Below are 20,972 nucleotides of genomic sequence, written 5' to 3'. Positions count from 1 at the left end.
AAAATCATCCGTTTAATTGATACACATTGTCATTTTGATGATCTGAGCTTTAGCCACGATCGTGCTGAAATCTTAGGCTGTATGCCCGCCGTTGGGGTGAGTGATTTAATCATACCTGCGATCACGCAAGCCAGTTGGGCGGGGATTCAGGCGTGGTGTATCAAGCGCAGCGAACTGCATGCGGCTTATGGCTTGCATCCTATTTATTTAGCTGAACACAAGGATGAGCACCTAACTGAGTTGGCTAGCTTGCTCGACACAGATCGGGCGCAGGTGGTTGCGGTGGGCGAGTGTGGCTTGGATTTCTTCTTGCCAGAACTTGAAGTAGAGCGTCAAACTGAGCTATTCAGCGCACAATTAAAACTGGCTAAGCATTTTGATTTGCCAGTGATTGTCCATGCTCGACGTTCAGTGGATGCGGTATTGGCAAATATTCGGCGCATCGGTGGTTTGCGCGGTGTGATCCATAGCTTTGCGGGTAGCCAGCAACAGGCTGATCAATTGATTGCCAACGGTTTTTATTTAGGTGCGGGTGGGACTTTGACGTATGCGCGTGCACAACGCTTAAGGCAAGTCTTGAAAACTGTACCACTTGAGCGTTTATTGTTAGAAACCGATGCCCCTGATCAGCCAGATAGCCAATGGCGTGGGCAGCGTAATACGCCGTTACGCTTGCCGGTGATCGCTAGTGCTTTAGCGGAGTTGCGTGATTGTTCATTAGCAAAGATCGCACAGACTACGACGACTAATGCACAAGTTTTATTTGGGATAAGGTAAATGAAGTATTTTTTTCCCGTGTTAATGGGGATTTTGATTGTATTGGGGCTGGTTTTAACCGCAACCCCGTATATTGCTGATTGGCTCTTACCTGTGAGTGCGTCTAGCTATCAGCAAGCTAAACCTGAGGATGCCCGTCAAGCAGTCGCTGATTGGTTTGGCGTTAAACCCGAGCAGATTAAATCAGCACAAGCGCTGCGTCAGCGGACTGCCACTGGTAGCACGGCGTGGCTTATGTTTGAAGCCACTCGTGAGCCAGTTGTACAATTTGTGATTAATGCCCGCCTTAAGCAAGAAACTCTAGATCCAGTGAGCTTGCAAACCTTGTGGTTAACGGCTGCACCCAAGTTGGCTTGGTGGCAGCCTGCTGAGTTGAAGCGCGAAACTTATTTTTCAGGCAAGACCGAAAATCGTAGCCTAGCTTTGATGTATAATGAAACGCTGCAAAAAGGTTATTTATTAGTTAAAACCACAGAAACCGCTAATAGCAAACCGAAAAATAGTTTTTAGCGAGATCTTAATGGTTTCTGCGCTTTTCTCAGCTAGTGAGTCAGACTCTTAGCCACATGAGATGTTTGATTAGGCTGAGTCAGTAACCGCGCCGCTTGCACCCACTGGTCTAAAGGTAGAGCACTATCTTCACTCAGTAAACCTTGCAGCATTTGCAACTGTTCCGTATTACAGGCCGCTAATTGTTCGCAATTCAAAATACCGAGCATGTGGAGCTTGCGCAGATTGACCGCATCTATGGTTTCAAGGCAAGTTAATGGCTGGTTAGTGGTTGGGTTGGCGGCTGAGCTGCTTGGATGAACTAACTGCAGAGGTGTTCTGGTTGGTTTGCGTAATAGCTTAACTAAATCACTTAAACGCCGTAATTGCTGTTCACGCTTAGCTAATAAATCGGTGTTGGCTCTAAGCTGATTGCGTGTATGCATTAATTGCAGACGTAATTGCTCAAAGCTTTTTAGGTCTTGAGAACGGCTTAATTGAGCGAGTGCTTGGTTTTTTTCGGCCTCAGCATGGGTGGTGTGTTTGTTTAGCTCAGTAAAATCTTGTTGCAAGCGTTGATGGGCATAACGCAAACGAACCAGCTCTTGATAACAGGCGGAGCGGGCATGTCTTTGAAAGAAGTGGGCTCCCCACCAACCGATACCTAAGCCAAGTAATAACAAACCAATACCAAGGGCTGAGAGTTGGAAGCTGAGGGCATGCATGCTTATTCCTTAAGAACGGTCAACTCAATCCTCCGATTACGGGCGCGTCCAGCTTCATCTGCATTGCTAGCAATCGGGCGGGTTGCTCCATAACCTTGGGCTTTAATCTGATGTAAATCAATACCTTTAGTGAGTAGGTATTGAAGCACAGCTTCAGCTTTAGCTTGAGTCAGTGCTGTTTGACCGAGGGCAGTCCCCTGATTGTCGGTATGTGCAGAGATTTCGACTAAAGTTTTTGGGTATTCTTTAAGCAAATCGGCTAATTGATCCAGTATGGGGTAAGATTGTTCCGTTAAGACAGCTTGAGTGGGTACGAACTCAAGTTTGCTCAAATCAAATTGCTCTAAAGGGTGATGTTTAGGCGGATTATATAAGCCTTCTTGAGTCAATTTAGGCGGTTTAGGTTGGAGGAGGTCGCTAGCTTTAGGGGCAGGCGCTAGGGTGACTTGACTATTGACAGTGCGAACACCATCAATGCCACCTACGATGGTTAAAATAGCCTCTAAAGAGGTTTCTTGGGTAAGAATCCCGCTGATATTGCCATCTCGGCCTTCAAAGTAGACATTGACTGAAGGTAGATTAGCCTCTGCTAATGCTGTGCGTGCTTTTTGTGCTAAATCATTTTCAATGCTGGCTTGCTTCCAAAGCAAAGCCAGCCCCGTTAAACTCAATGCAATCAGTAGCGCCAAGATCGAAAGACGCATATAGATTTGGCGCTCATAATCATTATTGCTAAGCATAAAAACTCCGAATTTCGGGCGGAATAAATCTTAAAAATCAATAAGCCTGAGCGTAAATCATTAGCATGAGTCTCATTGAGGTAACAAGTTCTAAACCTAATAAACTATGAAACCAACCGAGTAAGAGAGGGTATTTAAGCTGGTAATAAAACAGCTTATGGTGGTTTCGTCAATTTTGTTTGCACAAGGTTGAGTGGGGTCGGCTCAACCTTGCTGAGTTTTAAGCTAAGAATGAGAGAATTTCACGTGCTTCTTGTTGTTGTTGTTGACCCCCTTCACGCATGACTTCTTTTAGCAAAGAACTCGCCGCGACAGGATCACGCAGATCAAGATAAGCACGCACAATATCTAATTTAATCGCGGCATCGACATTATCATCATTCGCCGCAACCGAAGGAATGGTAGCTGCCAGCGTGACAGGTACGAAGTCTTCAGCTGTTAGTGGCGCAGTTGCAACCTCGGGTGTGGGTAATTCAGTGGTTGTAACCGTAGCAGCCCCGGCGGGTGCTGCAGTTGTGGCTTTAACCGTTATCGGTGGTTGCACGCTAGGTGCAGCTGCACTACGCCGCCCTAACAGCCAACCCACCGGAAGCATTGCCAAAGCAAGTAGCCACGGCCACCAAGAGCCACGCTGACTTTCTAAACTGGCTTTATTCAGCTCAGCACTAGCACGCGCCGCGTTGGCAAGGAGTAATTCTTGTTGAGTCGTTTCGAGTTGTTGTTTGTTTTCTGTGATTTGTCCAGACAAAGCCGCCATAGTTTGTTCACGCTCTTTTAATTGTTGTTGCGCTGTTTCTAAATCAGATTGGAGCTTGTTTTTATCCGTTAAGAGTTGCTCATTGGCTGCTTCAATTTCATCAAGCTGCTGGGTCAGAATCGCAGGATCTGGGGCATCTGGATTAACACTCGCAGTATCAGCTGGGGGTAAAGTCGCTGGTGTAGAGCTAGCTTCAGGCTGTTTATTCTCAGCTTCTAGGGTTTGTAGTTGCTGTTTTAGTTGGTCTCGTTCTTGTTCTAGTTGTTGCTTGTCGGCAAGAAGCTGCTCATTCGCGCTTTCAATTTCGTCAAGTTGTTGATTTAAAATCGTGGGGTCTAGGGCCTCAGTCGCAGCAGTTGTTGGCGCAGTTTCAGTCGTAGTTTCAGTCGTAGTTTCAGTTGCTATGGCTGCTTCAGGGGTAGCAGCGAGTGTTGCCTGTTCAGCCAGTTTCGTTTCTAACTGCTTTTTATCAGCCTCAAGGGTTTGTAGTTGTTGCTTTAAATTCTCCTGTTCCTTGATCAGTTTATTTTTGTCGGCAAGAATCTGTTCGTTGGCACTTTCAATCTCATCTAATTGCTGCATTAAAATTGCAGGATCAGGTGCATCTGTTGTGGTTGCAGGCGGCGTTACTGGCGCTGTTGCTTCGGCTGCTTTGGCCGCTTCGGCTGCTTTTATTGCAGCCTCATTCAATTCTTTTACTTGGTTGTTTAATTGTTCTTTGTCCGCCTCTAATTGTTTGAGTTGGTTTTTTAGCTCAATCAGCGTGAGGTCAGTTGCAGCAGGTGTCGGAGTGACTGTAGCTACCGTAGCAACAATCGGTGGTTCAGGTGGTTGTAAATTGGGGATGTTGCTAGGGTCGGGTAGGCTCAAGCTTTTCCCGACGATTAATTGATGTATATTTTGGTTTTTGAAACTGGCAGGATTCGCTGCTAATAAAGCCTGCATCAGCGCTTGGTTATTTTTATAGTCGGGATAGTGCTCAGCAATTAAAGTACTTAAAGTATCGCCGGGCTTGACCTCCACACTTTTTTCTTCAGCGTAAACTAAGGGGATTTGACATAAAATTGCCAAACTAGTCGTTAAAGTCAGAGCGGGGGTACGGAGCAGGCTTTTCATTTAAGTTACCAAAGTATCCATTAAATCAATCATGAACTCTGTGTCTTCTTGCCGCAACAATTCCCAATCGACAAATCCAAGATTTGCCAAAGCATCGCGGCCTTTCACATCGGAGCTCATCTTGGCTAAAATTGTTCTTAAGGTCTCATACTCTACGTGTAACTGGGGTTCTACCAGTAAAATATGCCGAATGTCGTGTATTTGACTACGAAGTAACTCACGTAGCTGACTACGCACCACACGCGAGAGACCATCATAAGCCTCTGCTAGAAAAAAGCCGACATCTACTTTGCCTTGCAAGACTAATTTAGCTACAACCACATAAGTATCGGCTGTAACCGTTTGCAGGGTTTGGCGAGTAATGTCAGCTGGCTCTAACAGAATAGCACTGATTGTATTCACATCGGGTGCTTCTGTCATAGCAGCACGGCAAGTCATAGGTAAATCTTCAATGCGTTTTATGGGTGACTCAGCGTGGACAGCCAGCACAACTTCATCTGACTTGCCGACTGCTGCGGCAATAGCCTTAAAGCCTTTTTCACGTACCAGCATGGCGGCATCAAACGGGTTGGCATAAATAATACCAATTTCATCGCGTTGGATCGCTGCACGTTGCTGTTGAAAACTTGGAAAAAGCTCCAAACGAACGGGATGTCCCCATTGCTTTTGTAACCAAGTATTAAAAATATACCAGCCTGCAATTCGATCAGGGCCAATATCGGGGCTAATCGTCATAACAGGACGCTTCATAGACTCACGCTCGTCTTCTGCATCTGCGCATAGAGTTCAGTTGCTTCGAGCACCTTAGCACGGGAAGGTTTACGCCGTACTGAGGTATAACCCATGATCAAGCCATCGCGAATATTAGGGATGACAGTAGCGTAAACCCAGTAAAAACAGCCATCTTTACGTAGGTTTTTAACATAGCCATGCCATTGCTTGCCGTGTTGAACGGTCGCCCACAAATCTTGGAAGGCAGCAGCGGGCATGTCAGGATGACGGAGAATATGATGTGGCTGCCCGATTAATTCTTCACGTTCATAACCCGACATTTCAACAAATGAAGGATTACAATGAGTGATAGTGCCTACTAGATCGGTACGCGACACGATTAATTTACCCTCGGGGAAGGGGATTTCTTCGTTCTGAACCAGCACTTCTCGCTTAGTGCCATCGTGATATATTAAATACACGAACGGGCTTATCATAGATATGACCCTCTCAGTCGGAGTGGATGCCGTTTGTTAATTGTCGTTGAGGGCTATCCAATAAAATACAGGCTTATCCGTTAGATAAGCTTGGCAATGCTTTCAGAGGCGCGTTTAACATCTAAGAAAATTAATCCTAAACGTGCATTGGGTTTAGCCAAGACCGTCACCACCGCATCTTTGCCGGCGTGAGTCATTAAAATATAACCATGACCCCCTTTAATGAGCACCTGTTCAAGGCCACCGCGAGCGAGTTCTTCTGCAGTACGATCGCCTAAAGATAGCATCGCTGCACTCATCGCACCTACCCGATCCTCATCCATCCCAGCAGGTAGCATGGAAGCCATCATTAAGCCGTCGGTGGATAGGACTGCTGATGCTTCAATATCTGCAGACGAGCCATTTAAATCACTGAGTATAGAATGCAGCATTTCAGAGCGCATTGATGAATCTCCCTTCGTAATTAGTTAAAAGTATATGCAATAATGAGTAATAGGTTGTACTTTTTTTGCACAATCGCACGATTCTTATAAAGAGCTTAACTCGCTATTACCATAACGCATCTCTAAAGCCCAAACGAGTTGCTTAAATGCAGGTTGGTTTAGCTGCGGAATGCCACCTATGATCAAAGTGAAGCGATTCTGTCCGATATAAATAGGCCAAAAACCCACCTCGCTATTGCCACTGGCATCAATTAACCCCCAAGCTCGTTGCCGATAGCCGAGATTGCCCTGAAGTAGCTCTTTGTGGCGAGCATACACTGCAGTGAGATTCGCGCTTAAAGCCGCTAATTCTTCAGCAGCCTCATGCGGAAATCCAGCACTACCTAGATAAAGGCCACGGCTTTCGGCTAAAACCGCTTTGCCCTCATCGGATAAAGTACGAAGTAATTGCGGGAGTAAGCGCTCGAGAGTCTCGGGTGGCGCTTGTTCACTATGCTCTAGGCCAATGATCAAACCTGCTTCTTGCAACCAATGCACAAACTCAAGCGCACGTTTTTTCTTTAAGTTACTCAGTTCACAAGCCACTTCGGTATTAAACAAAGGGGTTTGTGGGTGCTGCAATAACTTATGAATGAAATCGCGCCCTGCTTCAGGCGTATTATCTTGGACTGCATAATAAACACCACCGGGCGTTGCACCAAGATAAAGGTTTTCATTAAGAATGTATTCGCTCATCAGCCATTGATTCCAGGGTCGAGTGAGTACAGAAGGGCTTGCACTAAAGCAGTGATGTCGGCACGGCTGCGGGCATCAACTTCAAAAATAGGTGCTTTAATCGCTAACTGATCCAGACATTGACGATAATCATAGAGATTAGGCGAGCGCTGCAGATCCATCCGTGTAACCCCAACGACCATCTGCTGTTGTTCGATGAACTGGCGGAAAGCATTGGTATAAAAGCGCATGTCTTGGAAGGGGTCTTTGCGGGTATTGTCTAGTAATAAAATCAGACCAATGCCGCCTTTAGTTAGAATATCCCACATAAAATCGAAGCGTTCTTGACCGGGTGTTCCATATAAATGCACCCGCTCTTTGTCGCCTAAATGAATCAGACCATAATCCATCGCTACCGTCGTTTGTGGTTTACGACTTTTGGTCATATCGGAGGCTTGCTCATCTGTGGTGACAATTGCTATATCACTGATCGACGCAATTGCCGTAGTTTTACCTGCGCCCACGGGTCCTGTAAAGATGATCTTTTTGTTGGTGATACTCATAAAGCTTAGTTTCCGCCCCCTCCGAGTAAGCGTTTCAACAGCCGCGAGAATAAGCCGCGATTTTTCTTCGGAGCTTCTTTCTCTTGGTATTCGACTTTCCCTTCATCTATGGCCATCAGCCCTAATACACTAGCAGCTGTATAGAAAGCAAAAACATAGCGCTGTGGAATGTCGAGCCATTTAGCGACATCAAACACAGTACCGGGGCGTTGCTGCCATGCTGCCGAAATTCGCATAACATGAGGAATATTTTCAACGCGGGTTAAATTGGGCCAATGCTTTAACACCCAACGTTGGTTAATATTCGCATCACGATTTAATCGTCCATGCGAGGCTAACAAACTCACAGTCCACAGGATGCTTTCTAAATCATGTGTATGTTCTTTATCAGCAAGATAGGCCTGTTCTAAGGCAGGCAGCTCAGCAGCAATGGGCGTATGTAAGTGTACCTTGCCGGCTTGAATTGGGGTATTGCAAAGTGTTGCAAAGTGGTCTGAATCCAAGTCGAGATTAGTATAAGCGAGGTTCAAGTTGGGTAATAATAAAATTTGATCGTAGGAGTCAAATTTAAGCTGAACTGCTGTTCCCGATTGCTTCGCTTGCTGTAAGGCATTCAGCAAGATTTTCAATAGATAATTGTCTGCTGTGAAGCGTTGAATGGTTGCTTGAGCATTGGCTAGATTGACATCGGCTTGTGTTCCACACAGTAATCTCCAGCGATGCTCGAGTTGTGCTTGGTTTTTTTCAGGGGTTGCGATTTCACCAAACGTTAGGAAGCTACTATCGGTTGGTTCTGCTACGGGGGCAGGTTGAGCACTATCACGGACTAAAGGCTTAGTCGGCGCGATGGGTTTAGGCGGTTCTTTAGCCAGTGGTTTTTCAGCAACTGCTGGCTTGGTCTGAGTCAGCGTATCCGCATCTTCTTTACCAAAATCTAAGAGCATAGAAGGGCGCAGTTTACGTTGGCCTAGACCAAAGGGTTGTGCCGCCACCGTGGTTTTAGCGGTGGCCGGTTGTGCAGTGGGGCTAGGTACATAATCTCGTTCAGCGGTCGTGGCCGTTTTGGGTAAAAGCGCCCGGATTTGCTCAGCTGCTTTAGTCAGTGCCTGAGAGGTTAGGGGTTTGGGTACCCAAATCGTATTGGGCAGTCGCACTTCCCGTACTGATAATACAATACCCGGTTTAGCCGCATTGCTCCGCTGTTGCCATTCAAGATCAGCACCTGGATGGTCGAAGTCGATAATTAAGGTATCAGCCTCAGCTAAAGAACTGACTTTAAAGAGTTGTTTGCCTGCACCTGCAAAGAAAAACTCCAGTATTGCACGGTTGTGCGGGCTAATACTAAGTAATGCAATCCGTAGAGGATTTCCCGATGAATTCAGCATACGTCCTGCCCGTTATAATTAGTCCTCACCAATTGTCTGCCTCGCTTTGCTGAGCTTTCCATGTTTCTGAAGGCTCAAGGCCGACTGCTGCTAATTGTGCAGTCAATTGGATCAGTTTATCCTTATTGCGCGTATATTGGTAAATATTTAATAGTTCTTGTTCGATAGCAGGATCTTGATGACCTGCTAGCATTTCTTGCTCTAGCAATGCTTGTGCAATATCAATTTGCCCATATTCTAGGCAAGCCTGCACCTCTTCGAGTACAGAGGAATAGCGACTGGCTTCGACTTGGCGCTCTACCCGAACTAGGGGGTGTGATGCATTATTTTCACCCGTTGTTAGTACTGAGCCTAAACGCCATTCTCGTTCTAAACCTTGATTCTCATCTGCTGTTGTGAGTTGCTTAAAAAACTGCATTGCTTCTGGTGAAAGATAGGGCTGGCATTGCTCAAGCATCCGTTCTTTCAACATACTGCCTGCTTCATGACCTAAAGCAAGATATAGATCCATCAGACTCCCTTCCATGCGATCCGTCAAATTGGCCTGATGAGTCAGCAGAATACGTTGGACATGGGCGCGTAGGTCTAAGGGAGAGCGCCGAATCTGATGCGATAAAAAACGCCAAGTCTGTAAAGGGTCATACAATGATGACAGTCTTAAGTCTTTTTCATCGGACAGGCGAAAAGCTAAAGGTAAATGAACTGAAACAGCAGGACTTCCACCCGGAAATATTTTTTCAAGCATATCAGGCCAATAGCAGCTAAAAAACTCTAATATTTTATAGTGTTTAACTATAAAGACGATACAGCTTTTTGAATGATAGCCTATAAAATGCTACAGAAAAGTTTTTTGGATCAATGGCAACTAGGTAGAGAGCTTGATGTTGTGGCTTGATTAAGTCAGCATTGCCATCAAGTAGTAGCGACTGGGGTGTAGCGTGTTATATCTAATTGGACAAATATTAGTTATTGTTTTAGTTGGAACTTTTGCTGGTTTAGGTTTAGGTTGGTGGTCTCGCGGTCTCATGGCTGACTTACGTCCACCTGCGACTAAAAGTGAAGAGGAAACTGACCCGTTTGGAGCAAGATCACGTTTAGAGCAATGTCATCGGGATAATGCTGCATTACGTCGTGATTTGCGCGAAACTGCAGATCAGCTGGAGCAGATGCAAAAAGCGACCGAGCTAACTCGTGAGGGCGACATGGTGGGTCGTTTGCAAGCTGCTGAAGTGCGGGTTCAAGCTTTATTGGATGATTTACAGGTACGCGATGATACAATTGCCGTACTAGAAAAAGAGCTTGATGCCTTACGCGCCCGGCCCTAAGTAAGTAACATGAACTAATAACATAACATTGAGGATTTTTATATGGCTAAAAAGGGAGCCGGTGCCGCTTCATTATTCGAAGCTGATATCGAGGTTGTAGGTGATGTCTCATTTGCGGGGGAGCTTTATCTACAAGGGCGTGTGAACGGTAATATTATGGCACCAGGTGAGTCTGGAGCTTCTCTCTTTTTGCAAGAGCATAGCGAAGTCAATGGTGAAATTCGTGCACCCACTTTGGTGGTTTCTGGGCGAGTCGCTGGAGATATTTACTCTACCCGCCGAGTCACTTTAAAGTCGAGCGCGGATGTGGTTGGCAATATCCATTATGCTGAGATTTTAGTGGAAGAGGGAGCAAGCGTGAATGGTATGTTAGTGTCCTTGGGTCAAACAGAGCAAAAATTATAAACACTTTATAAACGCTGAAAAAAAATACTTTTTCTCAGAACTAGTGCTAGCCTCTATATTGATAGGTATGGGCTATTATAGAGATTGTGGTGTCGCTGAAAAAAAACAGTTATGATGCGGCATTGCAACAATTGATTTTCTTGGTGATGTTTTTTTGCTTTTGTGGAGATTCAAAAATGAATTATCGTATCGTGTTAGCAACTTTAATGGCTGCTTTTGTTTTAACTGCTTGTGGTAAGAAAGAAGAGGCCACATCAACAACGACTTCTTCAACAACGACCACTACTGCTCCAGCAGCAGCGGCTGATCCAGCAGCAGCGGCAGCGGCGCCTGCTACTTCTTCTACGACTACGACTACAACGACTGAGCAACCAAAGCCACAGTAATTGTGTTTAGGCTTGCTTAAGTTTTGTGCTATCAGGGTGGTTTTTCCACCCTGTTTTTGTTTTAAGTCCTCAATTTCTGCCCAGCTCTGGCATAATCCTTAGACAAGCTTAAAATAAGGATTAGTTTATGTCTTATTACAAACATCATGTTTTCTTTTGTACCAATCAGCGCAGTAATGGCGAGAGCAGTTGTGAGGATTTTCACGCCTCAGCCATGCGTGATTATGCAAAACAGCGTTGCAAAGAACTCGGTTTGCATAAAGATAATCAAGTGCGTATTAATAGTGCAGGCTGTTTAAATCGCTGTGAGTTAGGTCCAGTCGTCGTGATTTATCCTGAGGGTACTTGGTACACTTGGGTCGATCAGGCGGATGTCGATGAAATCATTGACAGTCATTTAGTTCAAGGGAAACCCGTGGAACGCTTATTATTGGATTAAGAACTCATGCTAAGTGAGCGCTGGAAGCATTATAGTCGTTTGATTCGCTTTGAACGGCCTATTGGCAGTTTGTTGCTATTATGGCCTACTTATTGGGCTTTATGGATCGCTGCTCAAGGTTTTCCGGGTTGGAAGCTGTTGATTATTTTTAGCTTAGGTACGTTTTTAATGCGCTCGGCCGGTTGTGCAATTAATGATATTGCAGATCGTCATGTCGATGGGCAGGTGGAGCGTACTCGTTTACGCCCTTTAGCAACGGGGGCGATTAGTGTCAAAGAGGCTTTAGGCGTTTTTGGTTTTCTGCTGTTAATGGCGTTTATTTTAGTCCTGCAACTCAATGCTTTAACTATCGCTTTTTCTGGTGTGGCGGTGGTGTTAGCAGCAACTTACCCCTTTATGAAACGCTATCACCATTGGCCACAAGTTTATTTAGGAGTCGCTTTCGCTTGGGGGATTCCGATGGCCTTTACGGCAGTGAATAATCAATTTCCTCCTTTAATCGCTTGGGTTTTATTAGCGGCTAATGTGGCATGGACGACTGCTTATGACACTATGTACGCCATGTGTGATCGGGAAGATGATTTAAAGATCGGTGTGAAGTCCACCGCGATTATTTTTGGTAAGCAGGATCGGTCAATCATTGCTGGTTTGCAAGTGATAACCTTAGCTTTATTAGCATGGGTTGGGGCTTTAGCTGGCTTGACGGGGTGGTTTTGGTTGAGCTTAGGTGGGGCTGCTGGCTTGTTTGTTTATCAGCAATATTTAATTCGCAATCGGGATCGTTGGCTAAGCTTGCGGGCTTTTTTGAATAATAATTGGGTGGGTCTGTGCTTGTTTATTGGAATTGCCTTGAGCTATTACAGCGTTTAACGGTTTTCTGTGTGGAGTAAATTCCGCTACAATCGACCTCTTTTATGTTCGGAGCTTGTGAGCCTGCTATGTCTAGACAATCTAGTTTTAACCGTGAAGAACTGTTGCAATGCGGTCGTGGCGAAATGTTCGGAGCTGGTAATGCACAATTGCCCATTCCTAATATGCTCATGATGGATCGGATTGTGCGTATTAGTGACGAGGGCGGTATTCATGGTAAAGGGGAAATTCTTGCTGAGCTAGATGTAAAACCTGAGCTATGGTTTTTTGATTGTCATTTCCCCGGAGATCCGGTGATGCCGGGTTGTTTGGGGTTAGATGCCATGTGGCAGATGGTGGGGTTTTATCTGGCTTGGCTAGGTAATCCGGGGCATGGTCGCGCTTTAGGGGTGGGTGAGGTGAAGTTCTTTGGGCAGGTTTTACCGAAGGCACAAAAAGTCACTTACAAAATTAATCTCAAACGAGTCATTACTCGCAAGTTAGTTATGGGCATTGCCGATGGCAGCCTTGAAGTGGATGGCCGCGAAATTTATACGGCACAAGATTTGCGAGTTGGCTTGTTTACCAGTACCGATAATTTCTAGTGAAAGCTAAGCAGACCGTCGTGTTGCTGAGAGTACTGATTATGGGTACTGATCAATAGTCTTGCGGGTGAAGGCGTTTAACTTGCTGGTTTTATCAATTAGTGTTTGCGGTTAGGGGGCGGTGTTTGTTACCATAGCGCCCTTTTCGTATCAACCGATAAATTTTGAGGACGCTCGGCATGAAGCCCGAAATTCACCCTAATTATAGAGAAGTCGTATTCCAAGATCTCGCCAGCGGCTTCACCTTCTTGACCCGCTCAACCGTTGAGACTCGAGAAACTATTGAATATGAAGGCGCTACCTACCCACTGCTGAAAGTGGAGATTTCTAGCCAATCTCACCCTTTCTACACAGGTAAACAGTCGATTAAGAGTACTGCAGGTCAGATTGACAAGTTTAACCGTCGTTTCTCACGTGGTAGCAAATAAGCCTAGTTTAGTGATAAATAGCTAACAACTGAGCTATTTATTTAAACGGCAAACCCGAAAAAGCGCCTAGTCATGGCGCTTTTTTATTGGGTCGACTGCAGTTGTATTTTAAACTGACAGGCATTTAGAGTGAGTGCTAGATCCTTCGGCCGCTGGCTATGCCGCGATGACAATGGTCGCTGCGAGTGCTTCGGTTTTGACAGTAGAATTCAAAATGAATTTACTCGCTCCAGCCGATGGTGAAAAACTGATTGCTCGCGGTCAAATAGTCCGTGCTGGTCGCACCTTGATTGTGACTAAAGCTGAGGTCTTTGCGCTGAAAGCAGGCAAAACCTCTTGATGTGCTTTAATGCAGCAAACCATTATGGTGATGCAAGGCAAGGCAGAAAAATAACCTTACCTGCATTCAAGCTAAAAAGTGGGTGCGGGTTGATAAGTGCCTTCAGCCGCTTTCTTTGGACGCTGTGAAGCAGCCAATACTAAGCGCTCACCTTGTTGGCGAATACAGTAGCGCAAACCGAGTCGGTAACAATGTTCAGCGTTACCAGTTTCACCCATAATTTCTAATAACTCAGCCAGCTCTAAATAGGCCTCTGGATCAGGTGCTTGATTGAGGCTAGTCTCATAATAGGATTTGGCGACTCCCCACAGCTTTTGTTGGCGATGTAAGCGCGCCAGTAATAATAAACTGACCGGATTCGAGGGTTGTTGGGCTAGCCATTTTTCCGCATTTTGCACCGCCATAGGCAAGCTCGAGTGCTGAATACGCCCATAAAGGTCAGCGAGCTTAGCTTGCCAAGTTTTAGTATGGACACTGGTAATAAACTGCTCAGCTAAGTTATCTGCACCGGCTTGATGTAAGGAGGCCGCATAAACATACATGGCTTCGGCTTGCTCACGAATCGAGGGCGGGAGCTTTTTCCATAAGGTTTGCAGTTTTTCGGTATTTTTTTGCTCAGCGTATTTACCGAATAAACCCACAAGGGTGGCCGCTTGTACATTGCTCATATTTTCACTATTGAGCAGGTTTTGCTTTTGCAACTCGGGTAGTAGCTCCAGTAGAGCTTCCCAGTTTTGTTGTTTATATAAAACTTTGGCTAATAGCTTAAGTACATAGGCATTTTTCGGGGCTAAAGCACGTAAATTCAATAAGGTAGCATGAGCTTGCTCCAATTGCTCAGCCGAGAGTTGCATTTCTGCCTGAGAAACACCCACGGCAATTTGCGCGCTATTATCACTTTCAATGGCTTTTTTCAGTAGTTCATCACGACGCTCTGGCGCATCCCGCATATGAGCAGCCCGGGCCGCTCCTAAATAATTTAATAAAGGTGTTTCACTGCGCTCAGCATGTTCAGTTAATAACTGCTCAGCTTTGTCCCAATGACCTTCAGTTAATTGGATTAAACCTTGATTAAGGCTACGATTGGCTTTGGTATGTAAGCGATGGTCACGTAAGCGATGAAAGCGTCGCCGCAAACCGAACAACTCACGTAGTAAACTAATCAGTATATAAAAAGCGATACAAGCCAGCAGAACTAAGGCTGCGAGCGTAGCGGTAGTCAGCTCATAAACTTGCCCCCCCCATTTAATGAAGCTAGGGCCAGAATGTGCCAACACCTGTTGTGCTAACCAAAAGCCCCCTAATCCTATTAATAGGCAAAAGAGGATAAATCGTATCATGGTTTCTTTTCTCCAACTAAGTTGGTGCTGCGGGCTTTTTCCAATTGTTTTAAGCTAGCCGAAATATCGGGCAGTGGCGGCTGCAGATTCACTTGGTCTAAGCTATTTAAGTTTTCCAGTAAACTCGCGGCTTGGTCTTTGGGATAGTAGGCTTGTAAGGTATCGCGAATTAAAGCGATTTGTTGATGATAGCTCTTATCTTGCCGCTGAATTGCCATCAAACGTAGATTCTCTAAGCGTAACAAAATTAATTGATGAAGACTTTGCCGTGATTCATTATCTAGCGCGCTTGCTAATGGCTGATCAACTTGATGAACAACCACGGCTTCATTTAAAGTATTGATGGCTTTTTGTTTATATTCTTGCCAAATCGAGGATTCAGACTCGGTTGTTTGCGGGTTTGAATCTGCACTGGCTTCGGGTTTGGGGGAGGGATTAGGTAGCGCCTTCGCTAATTGCGTTGATAGCTCAATAGTCATAGCATTAATACGTTGAGACAGGTCAAGCAAATCAGGCTCGGCAAAAGCTTCTAAACTGGCAATATCTTTGGCGAGTTGTTGGCGTACTGGCAGATAAGAAACAGAACCTAATTTGCTTAGTAATAAGTCAGCTTCTCTCAGTGCGGCTAAAGAGGGTGCTTTCACTCCGGTTAAGTGCAATTCTTGATTGGCAAGCCGTAACAGAAAGGCGACTTCTTCAATTTGCCAATCATGATCCGTTTTTGGCGCAAGATGATGCTGTAAGCGGGCTTGTAAACTGGTAACTTGCTCCACTTGAGTGGTAACTGTTTCTGCGAACTGGCGGGTTTCATGATTCATTTGTGCCATTTTTTGCAAATCAGCACTAGCAGTGGCAGCTAAGGTATCTAGTGTTTGTTTTACCCCACTCTGTAAGCTTGCTAGTGCACTCGCGTCGGCTTTTTGGGTGAGCAATTGATCGACACTGGCTAAATGCGTGCTATGTTCTTTCGCCTTGGTATTCATACGCTGCCAATGCTTATAGCCTGCTGCGATCCCTACAACTGTAAAAAAAAGGGCTAAGAATGCAATAAATAAGGCAAAGCCTGCGCCTTTAGCTTTGGGGGCAGTGGCTGGCTCATGAGGGTTAGTCAAAGGGGTGGTTTCAGATTTCTCGATCATTCTTTATTTATCCTGTCGCCACTGGATTAAAGCAGCCAGCATGGCATCATCGGCTGGGCTGGTGGCAACAATTATGCTGTTGTTAAAACCTAGTTGTTGAGCATAAGCAGCGATTCGTTCACTGCCCACTACAAGTGCTTGTTGATAAATCCAAGTCTCCGCTTGGAGCAATTGTAAGAGGTTTTGTAAAATCTCACGACTGGTGACACAGATTATATCAAGCTGCTGTTTTGCATGAAGCTGTTTTAATCCGGCGACAGAACCCGTGGCACTGCGCTGATAGACTTGAGCATAACTCACATCGGCACCGCGTTGTTTTAAGGTATCGGCTAATAATTCTCGCCCCGAGTCGCCGCGTATAATCAGGATTCGTTGCCCCGCTAACTGTTGCAACTCATCCAAGGCTAGCAAGTCTTCACTGGTAAAGCCCTGTTCAGGCGTGACGGTAACGGTTAAGCCATATTGCTGTAAAACCGTTGCAGTTTGTTTACCAATAGCTCCCAATTTGAGGCGAGCTAAACTCGTCATATCATTGAGCAAGCTCAAACCAAACTCAACGGCATTGGCGCTAATAAAAATCACCCAATCATAGACCTTATCATGGGCTGTGGTCGTGATTTGCAACAGACTAGCAGGCGCAAGCGCGACAGGCTGAATAGACAACAGTGGAAAAAGCTTGGGTTCGGCACCAGCAGCGAGGAGCAAGTCACAGAAACGCCCCGCTTGATGAACAGGGCGAGTGACTAAGACCTGAAGACCTTGGAGGGGCAATGGCATAACTCAGTGCTGAGCTAAACCTAAGGCAGTCAGAATTTTATCACCACCTTGAGCCAGTAAGGATTCAGCAATGGCTTCCCCTAATGCTTCAGGTTTTTGAGCATGACCGACTAATTCCGCTCTAAACAGGGCTGAGCCATCAGGATAACCTAATAAACCGCGCATCCGTAATTGTTCGCCCGTGAGTTCAGCGAAGCCAGCAATCGGTACTTGGCAGCCACCATTTAAACGCTGATTCATGGCGCGTTCGGCACGGACTCGTAACAAAGTTTCAGGATGAATGAGCGGAGCGAGTAACTGGTCTATACGGGGATCATTGACTCGAGATTCAATGCCGATCGCACCTTGCCCGACTGCAGGTAGGCTTTGTTCAGGTGATAGATACGCCGTAATTCGGCTCTCGAATTGCATTCTAAGCAAGCCAGCCGCCGCCAAAATAATCGCGTCGTATTCGTTATTATCTAGCTTAGCAAGCCGAGTATGGATATTCCCGCGTAAGTCTTTGGTTTTAAGCTGAGGATAACGTGCTAGCAATTGCATTTGTCGCCGCAGACTACAAGTGCCGATGATTGCGCCAGCAGGTAGCTCATCTAAACTGTGATACCGATTAGAAACGAAGGCATCACGTGGATCTTCGCGCTCCATCACGACAGACAGATGAAGCCCTGCTGGAAATTCCATAGGCACATCTTTCATCGAGTGAACCGCTATATCGGCAATACCTTCTAGTAGACCAAGTTCGAGTTCTTTGACGAATAAGCCTTTGCCGCCGATTCGAGATAGGGGGCTATCAAGAATTTTATCACCCCGTGTGGTCATACCGACCAGTTCAACCTGTAAATCGCTATGTAAGGCCGTGAGTTGGGCAGCAACATGCTCAGCTTGCCAAAGGGCAAGTGGACTCGTGCGAGTGGCAATGCGGATAATTTCAGCCATAGGGTCAGTAGGGAAGCCATTAAAGTTTTAGCACTTTACGGTAAATAATTTGAGACTTCCAGCAGCGCCTATCAGCCACAGGGAATAGGGCTAGGTTTGGCTTAAGCGTGGGGTACTAAATAGCGTACATCTAGATAACAAGAAGGGCGATGCGATAGCGGGGGGTAAACATGCAGCCAATAGCGGTCATCGCGTTTCAGCATCCCTTCTTCAAGAGCCACTAAATCGACTAGGCTACCGTTATATAAACGAATCATGACTTCCGCATTTTTAGCAGGTGAACGTCGACATTCAATGGGTGCGTAGTCGATGGCCGCTGTATTGACTTTATAAACGGTTGCAATCGGGCGGCTACTGATGTCTGCAATATTTAATAGATTACCGTTATCAGTGCAAGCCGTGAGCAAAATAGTGATTAAGGTAGTGAAAAAATAAAATAGGCCTCTCATGCGGTACTCGCTTGTTTTTTACATACATCCCTACTGATCACCACAATGCTGGGGTAATTTGCTAAATCCTTTGCTCTATTTGGCTTACAGTGTGGTTTTCAGCAATGGGTTTTGGAGTGGAAGCGATGTTTTTGCCTCTTATCGGTCATTGGCGGTTGAAACCCTAAGTTATTCTGGCTTTAATGAGCGCAATTTAAATTTGGGTGTCAGCAGTAGGAGTGAATATGAAAATTCTAGTGGTCGGCAGTGGTGGGCGTGAGCATGCTTTAGCATGGAAGTTAGCCCAATCACCCCGAGTGACAACAGTGTTGGTCGCACCGGGTAATGCAGGCACAGCCCATGAACCTAAGCTGCGTAACCTACCGATTGCCGCTGAAGATATTGATGCCCTAGTGGATTACGCTCAAGCAGAGGCGATTGATTTAACCGTAGTAGGGCCAGAAGCGCCCTTGTCTAAAGGGATTGTGGATCGTTTTCGTGCAGCAGGCCTGCGCTGCTTTGGCCCTACTCAGCAAGCCGCTCAGTTGGAGTCTTCTAAAGCTTTCGCTAAAGATTTTCTGGCTCGTCATCAAATCGCGACGGCTGCCTATGCTAACTTCACCGAGCTTGAATCTGCATTGGCTTATATTCGTGCTAAGGGAGCGCCGATTGTAATTAAGGCGGACGGTTTAGCCGCTGGTAAAGGGGTAATTTTGGCACAAACGGAAGCAGAAGCGCTGGCAGCAGTGACAGATATGTTAGCAGGCAATGCGTTTGGGGCAGCCGGTAGTCGAGTTGTTATCGAAGAGTTTTTGAGCGGTGAAGAGGCTAGCTTCATTGTGATGGTGGATGGTGAGCAGGTATTGGCGATGGCTAGCTCACAAGATCACAAAGCCCGTGATGAAGGTGATCAAGGCCCTAATACGGGTGGGATGGGGGCGTATTCGCCAGCACCTGTGGTTACCCCTGTGATGCACGAGCGTATTATGCAAGAGGTGATTTACCCAACAGTGCGTGGGATGGCGGCAGATGGGATTCGCTATACTGGTTTCTTGTATGCGGGGGTGATGATTACCGCAGAGGGTACACCGAAAGTATTAGAGTTCAATTGCCGTTTTGGTGATCCTGAAACTCAGCCCATCATGGCACGGTTAAAATCTGATTTTGTCGATTTACTGGAAGCTGCTTTAGACGAGCGCTTAGATCAAGTCACCGCTGAATGGGACAGTCGTGCTGCCGTAGGGGTGGTATTAGCGGCAGGTGGTTATCCTGAGGCTTATGCCAAAGGTGCGGTAATTCGAGGTTTAGACAAGGCAGCTTGTTTAGAGGGTAAAGTCTTCCATGCAGGGACAGCGGATCAAGCTGGGGAGGTAGTGACTAATGGTGGGCGGGTGTTATGCGCTGTGGGCTTAGGGCAGACGGTGACTGAGGCTCAGGCTCAAGCTTATCAACTCGTGCGGGCGATTCACTGGGATCAGGTTTATTACCGCACCGATATTGGTCATCGGGCGATTGCACGTGAACAGGCACAAAGTTAGCAAGGTTTGCTGCATGCTCGTGGGTGTCATGCTAATTTAATGCTTTAACCTTAACGTAAAGGTAAATCAATATGAGCCTAGCCGTTAGTCACGTAAGTTCGGTCACTTATCCTCCGCTCCCCCTGCCTGCAGGTGGCACAATGGTTGAGGTCGCTGCAGGTGTGTATTGGATACGGATGCCATTGCCGTTTGCTTTGGATCATATCAATCTTTGGCTGCTAAAAGATGGTGAGGGCTGGGTGCAAGTGGATACAGGCTTGGTCGAAACCAGCGTGATTGAATCGTGGCGCACGCTTTTTGAAACTTATTTAAAGGGTGCCTCAGTCAACCGTTTGATTGTGACGCATTTACACCCCGATCATGTGGGTTTAGCCGGTTGGTTAGCACATGAATGGGGGGCGAGTTTGCATATGTCGCGGACTGAGTATTTACTCTGTCGCACTTTGCTATCAGATATGCATAAAGAAGCACCGGATGCGGCGATTCGATTTTATCGGCATGCCGGTTTTGATGAGGAGGAGATTGGTATTTATCGCGCCCATTTTGGAGGGTATGGCAGTTTTGTAGGTGCTTTGCCCGATGCTTATCAGCGCTTAGTGAAGGGGGATCGACTCAAAATTGATGGTGCTGAGTGGGAGGTGATCATTGGTCAAGGCCATAGTCCTGAGCATGTTTGCTTATACTGTGCCGAGAAAAAGTTATTCATTGCAGGCGACCAACTCCTACCGACGATTTCCTCGAATGTCAGTGTTTGGCCTCTTGAGCCGAATGCGAATCCACTGAAAGATTGGATTGATTCTTGTCATCACTTGCGAGCGCGGTTGCCTGCCGATGTTTTGGTGCTACCGGCGCATGGTAAACCTTTTTATGGTGCCCATCCGCGTTTAGACAGCTTGATTGCTGAACATCAGCAAGCGCTGGATGATTTATATGCATTATGTGCTGAGCCTAAGCGCGTGCTGGATGTGTTTTCAGTTTTGTTCAAAAATCCAGTGACGAAGCGGACTTTGATTTTCGCAACCGGAGAGGCGCGCGCGCATTTGAATTATTTGGTGCAGGCAGGGCTTTTGCAGGTAGAGGTAGATGACAAGGATGTGGCTTATTATCGGCAGGCATGAGG

At 46.2% G+C, this 20,972-nt stretch carries 27 protein-coding genes; 12 read left to right on the top strand and 15 right to left on the bottom strand.

Features of this window, described 5'->3' with window-relative positions:
- The first annotated feature begins 3 nt into the window (after positions 1-3).
- Both B5D50_RS10030 and B5D50_RS10025 read left to right on the top strand, forming a co-directional pair.
- Complete coding sequence (locus tag B5D50_RS10030) at positions 4-777, top strand: TatD family hydrolase (protein WP_078922473.1); 774 nt, start codon at positions 4-6, stop codon at positions 775-777.
- Positions 778-1,287: a hypothetical protein gene (locus B5D50_RS10025; protein ID WP_078922472.1), complete on the top strand. Its 510-nt coding sequence runs from the start codon at positions 778-780 to the stop codon at positions 1,285-1,287. It abuts the gene before it with no gap.
- A gap of 32 nt (positions 1,288-1,319) precedes the next feature.
- Here the strand turns inward: B5D50_RS10025 and B5D50_RS10020 are convergent, their stop codons facing one another.
- From B5D50_RS10020 to B5D50_RS09975, 10 genes are all read right to left on the bottom strand, one after another.
- Positions 1,320-1,991 carry a hypothetical protein gene (locus tag B5D50_RS10020; RefSeq protein ID WP_078922471.1) on the bottom strand — a complete coding sequence of 224 codons (672 nt, stop codon included), beginning with the start codon at positions 1,989-1,991 and terminating at the stop codon, positions 1,320-1,322.
- A 2-nt stretch (positions 1,992-1,993) separates the two neighbouring features.
- Positions 1,994-2,731 carry an OmpA family protein gene (locus tag B5D50_RS10015; RefSeq protein WP_078922470.1) on the bottom strand — a complete coding sequence of 246 codons (738 nt, stop codon included), beginning with the start codon at positions 2,729-2,731 and terminating at the stop codon, positions 1,994-1,996.
- A 220-nt stretch (positions 2,732-2,951) separates the two neighbouring features.
- Positions 2,952-4,604: a FimV/HubP family polar landmark protein gene (locus B5D50_RS10010; RefSeq protein WP_078922469.1), complete on the bottom strand. Its 1,653-nt coding sequence runs from the start codon at positions 4,602-4,604 to the stop codon at positions 2,952-2,954.
- A complete protein-coding gene (locus B5D50_RS10005; RefSeq protein WP_078922468.1) occupies positions 4,605-5,354 on the bottom strand; it encodes a PhnD/SsuA/transferrin family substrate-binding protein in 750 nt (249 codons plus the stop codon).
- Positions 5,351-5,812, bottom strand: a complete 462-nt coding sequence (locus B5D50_RS10000; RefSeq protein ID WP_078922467.1) for a PAS domain-containing protein — start codon at positions 5,810-5,812, stop codon at positions 5,351-5,353. Before B5D50_RS10000 ends, B5D50_RS10005 begins: the two co-directional genes overlap by 4 nt.
- A gap of 80 nt (positions 5,813-5,892) precedes the next feature.
- On the bottom strand, positions 5,893-6,255 hold the full coding sequence (locus B5D50_RS09995) for a roadblock/LC7 domain-containing protein (RefSeq protein WP_078922466.1): 363 nt from the start codon (positions 6,253-6,255) through the stop codon (positions 5,893-5,895).
- An 84-nt stretch (positions 6,256-6,339) separates the two neighbouring features.
- The gene (locus B5D50_RS09990) at positions 6,340-6,990 is read right to left on the bottom strand and encodes a hypothetical protein (protein WP_078922465.1); all 651 of its coding nucleotides are present in this window, start codon (positions 6,988-6,990) and stop codon (positions 6,340-6,342) included.
- Entirely contained in the window at positions 6,990-7,532 is a 543-nt protein-coding gene (locus tag B5D50_RS09985) for a GTP-binding protein (protein ID WP_234975847.1), read from the bottom strand. Before B5D50_RS09985 ends, B5D50_RS09990 begins: the two co-directional genes overlap by 1 nt.
- Positions 7,533-7,537: 5 nt before the next feature.
- Positions 7,538-8,917, bottom strand: a complete 1,380-nt coding sequence (locus B5D50_RS09980) for a hypothetical protein (RefSeq protein ID WP_078922464.1) — start codon at positions 8,915-8,917, stop codon at positions 7,538-7,540.
- Between the two features lie 25 nt (positions 8,918-8,942).
- On the bottom strand, positions 8,943-9,662 hold the full coding sequence (locus B5D50_RS09975) for a hypothetical protein (protein ID WP_078922463.1): 720 nt from the start codon (positions 9,660-9,662) through the stop codon (positions 8,943-8,945).
- Between the two features lie 280 nt (positions 9,663-9,942).
- Between B5D50_RS09975 and B5D50_RS09970 the strand changes: the two genes are divergently transcribed.
- The 8 genes from B5D50_RS09970 to B5D50_RS09935 all read left to right on the top strand — a co-directional run bounded on the left by B5D50_RS09970 (position 9,943) and on the right by B5D50_RS09935 (position 13,694).
- The gene (locus B5D50_RS09970) at positions 9,943-10,242 is read left to right on the top strand and encodes a hypothetical protein (RefSeq protein WP_143594323.1); all 300 of its coding nucleotides are present in this window, start codon (positions 9,943-9,945) and stop codon (positions 10,240-10,242) included.
- Between the two features lie 42 nt (positions 10,243-10,284).
- The gene (locus B5D50_RS09965) at positions 10,285-10,647 is read left to right on the top strand and encodes a bactofilin family protein (protein WP_078922461.1); all 363 of its coding nucleotides are present in this window, start codon (positions 10,285-10,287) and stop codon (positions 10,645-10,647) included.
- A 176-nt stretch (positions 10,648-10,823) separates the two neighbouring features.
- Positions 10,824-11,033 (top strand): hypothetical protein, encoded by a 210-nt coding sequence (locus B5D50_RS09960; RefSeq protein ID WP_078922538.1) that lies wholly within the window; start codon positions 10,824-10,826, stop codon positions 11,031-11,033.
- A 127-nt stretch (positions 11,034-11,160) separates the two neighbouring features.
- A complete protein-coding gene (locus tag B5D50_RS09955) occupies positions 11,161-11,472 on the top strand; it encodes a (2Fe-2S) ferredoxin domain-containing protein (RefSeq protein WP_078922460.1) in 312 nt (103 codons plus the stop codon).
- A 6-nt stretch (positions 11,473-11,478) separates the two neighbouring features.
- Positions 11,479-12,342, top strand: coding sequence for a 4-hydroxybenzoate octaprenyltransferase (ubiA, locus tag B5D50_RS09950; protein ID WP_078922459.1), 864 nt, complete (start codon positions 11,479-11,481; stop codon positions 12,340-12,342).
- A 68-nt stretch (positions 12,343-12,410) separates the two neighbouring features.
- Complete coding sequence (gene fabA / locus B5D50_RS09945; RefSeq protein ID WP_078922537.1) at positions 12,411-12,926, top strand: 3-hydroxyacyl-[acyl-carrier-protein] dehydratase FabA; 516 nt, start codon at positions 12,411-12,413, stop codon at positions 12,924-12,926.
- 179 nt (positions 12,927-13,105) lie between these two features.
- A complete protein-coding gene (locus B5D50_RS09940) occupies positions 13,106-13,354 on the top strand; it encodes a type B 50S ribosomal protein L31 (RefSeq protein WP_078922458.1) in 249 nt (82 codons plus the stop codon).
- 133 nt (positions 13,355-13,487) lie between these two features.
- Complete coding sequence (locus B5D50_RS09935; protein ID WP_078922457.1) at positions 13,488-13,694, top strand: PaaI family thioesterase; 207 nt, start codon at positions 13,488-13,490, stop codon at positions 13,692-13,694.
- 71 nt (positions 13,695-13,765) lie between these two features.
- On the opposite strand, the gene B5D50_RS09930 is transcribed toward B5D50_RS09935, so the two are convergent.
- The 5 genes from B5D50_RS09930 to B5D50_RS09910 form a co-directional block, all read right to left on the bottom strand.
- Positions 13,766-15,034 carry a heme biosynthesis protein HemY gene (locus B5D50_RS09930; protein WP_078922456.1) on the bottom strand — a complete coding sequence of 423 codons (1,269 nt, stop codon included), beginning with the start codon at positions 15,032-15,034 and terminating at the stop codon, positions 13,766-13,768.
- Positions 15,031-16,173: a uroporphyrinogen-III C-methyltransferase gene (locus tag B5D50_RS09925; RefSeq protein ID WP_078922455.1), complete on the bottom strand. Its 1,143-nt coding sequence runs from the start codon at positions 16,171-16,173 to the stop codon at positions 15,031-15,033. Before B5D50_RS09925 ends, B5D50_RS09930 begins: the two co-directional genes overlap by 4 nt.
- Before the next feature lie 3 nt (positions 16,174-16,176).
- A complete protein-coding gene (locus B5D50_RS09920; protein ID WP_078922454.1) occupies positions 16,177-16,950 on the bottom strand; it encodes a uroporphyrinogen-III synthase in 774 nt (257 codons plus the stop codon).
- Positions 16,951-16,953: 3 nt separating this feature from the next.
- Positions 16,954-17,886: a hydroxymethylbilane synthase gene (gene hemC / locus B5D50_RS09915; RefSeq protein ID WP_078922453.1), complete on the bottom strand. Its 933-nt coding sequence runs from the start codon at positions 17,884-17,886 to the stop codon at positions 16,954-16,956.
- A gap of 101 nt (positions 17,887-17,987) precedes the next feature.
- Positions 17,988-18,335, bottom strand: coding sequence for a hypothetical protein (locus B5D50_RS09910; RefSeq protein ID WP_078922452.1), 348 nt, complete (start codon positions 18,333-18,335; stop codon positions 17,988-17,990).
- A 224-nt stretch (positions 18,336-18,559) separates the two neighbouring features.
- Here B5D50_RS09910 and purD point away from each other — a divergent pair, with 224 nt between their 5' ends.
- Positions 18,560-19,852 carry a phosphoribosylamine--glycine ligase gene (gene purD / locus B5D50_RS09905; RefSeq protein WP_078922451.1) on the top strand — a complete coding sequence of 431 codons (1,293 nt, stop codon included), beginning with the start codon at positions 18,560-18,562 and terminating at the stop codon, positions 19,850-19,852.
- Positions 19,853-19,923: 71 nt separating this feature from the next.
- The gene (locus B5D50_RS09900; RefSeq protein WP_078922450.1) at positions 19,924-20,970 is read left to right on the top strand and encodes an MBL fold metallo-hydrolase; all 1,047 of its coding nucleotides are present in this window, start codon (positions 19,924-19,926) and stop codon (positions 20,968-20,970) included.
- The last annotated feature ends 2 nt before the right edge of the window (positions 20,971-20,972 follow it).

Origin of the sequence: Thiothrix eikelboomii (genome assembly GCF_900167255.1) — a bacterium.
In the GTDB taxonomy this organism is placed as follows: Bacteria; Pseudomonadota; Gammaproteobacteria; order Thiotrichales; family Thiotrichaceae; genus Thiolinea; species Thiolinea eikelboomii.
Note: the sequence above shows the minus strand (reverse complement) of the source record. Positions and strands in the feature narration are given on the sequence as shown.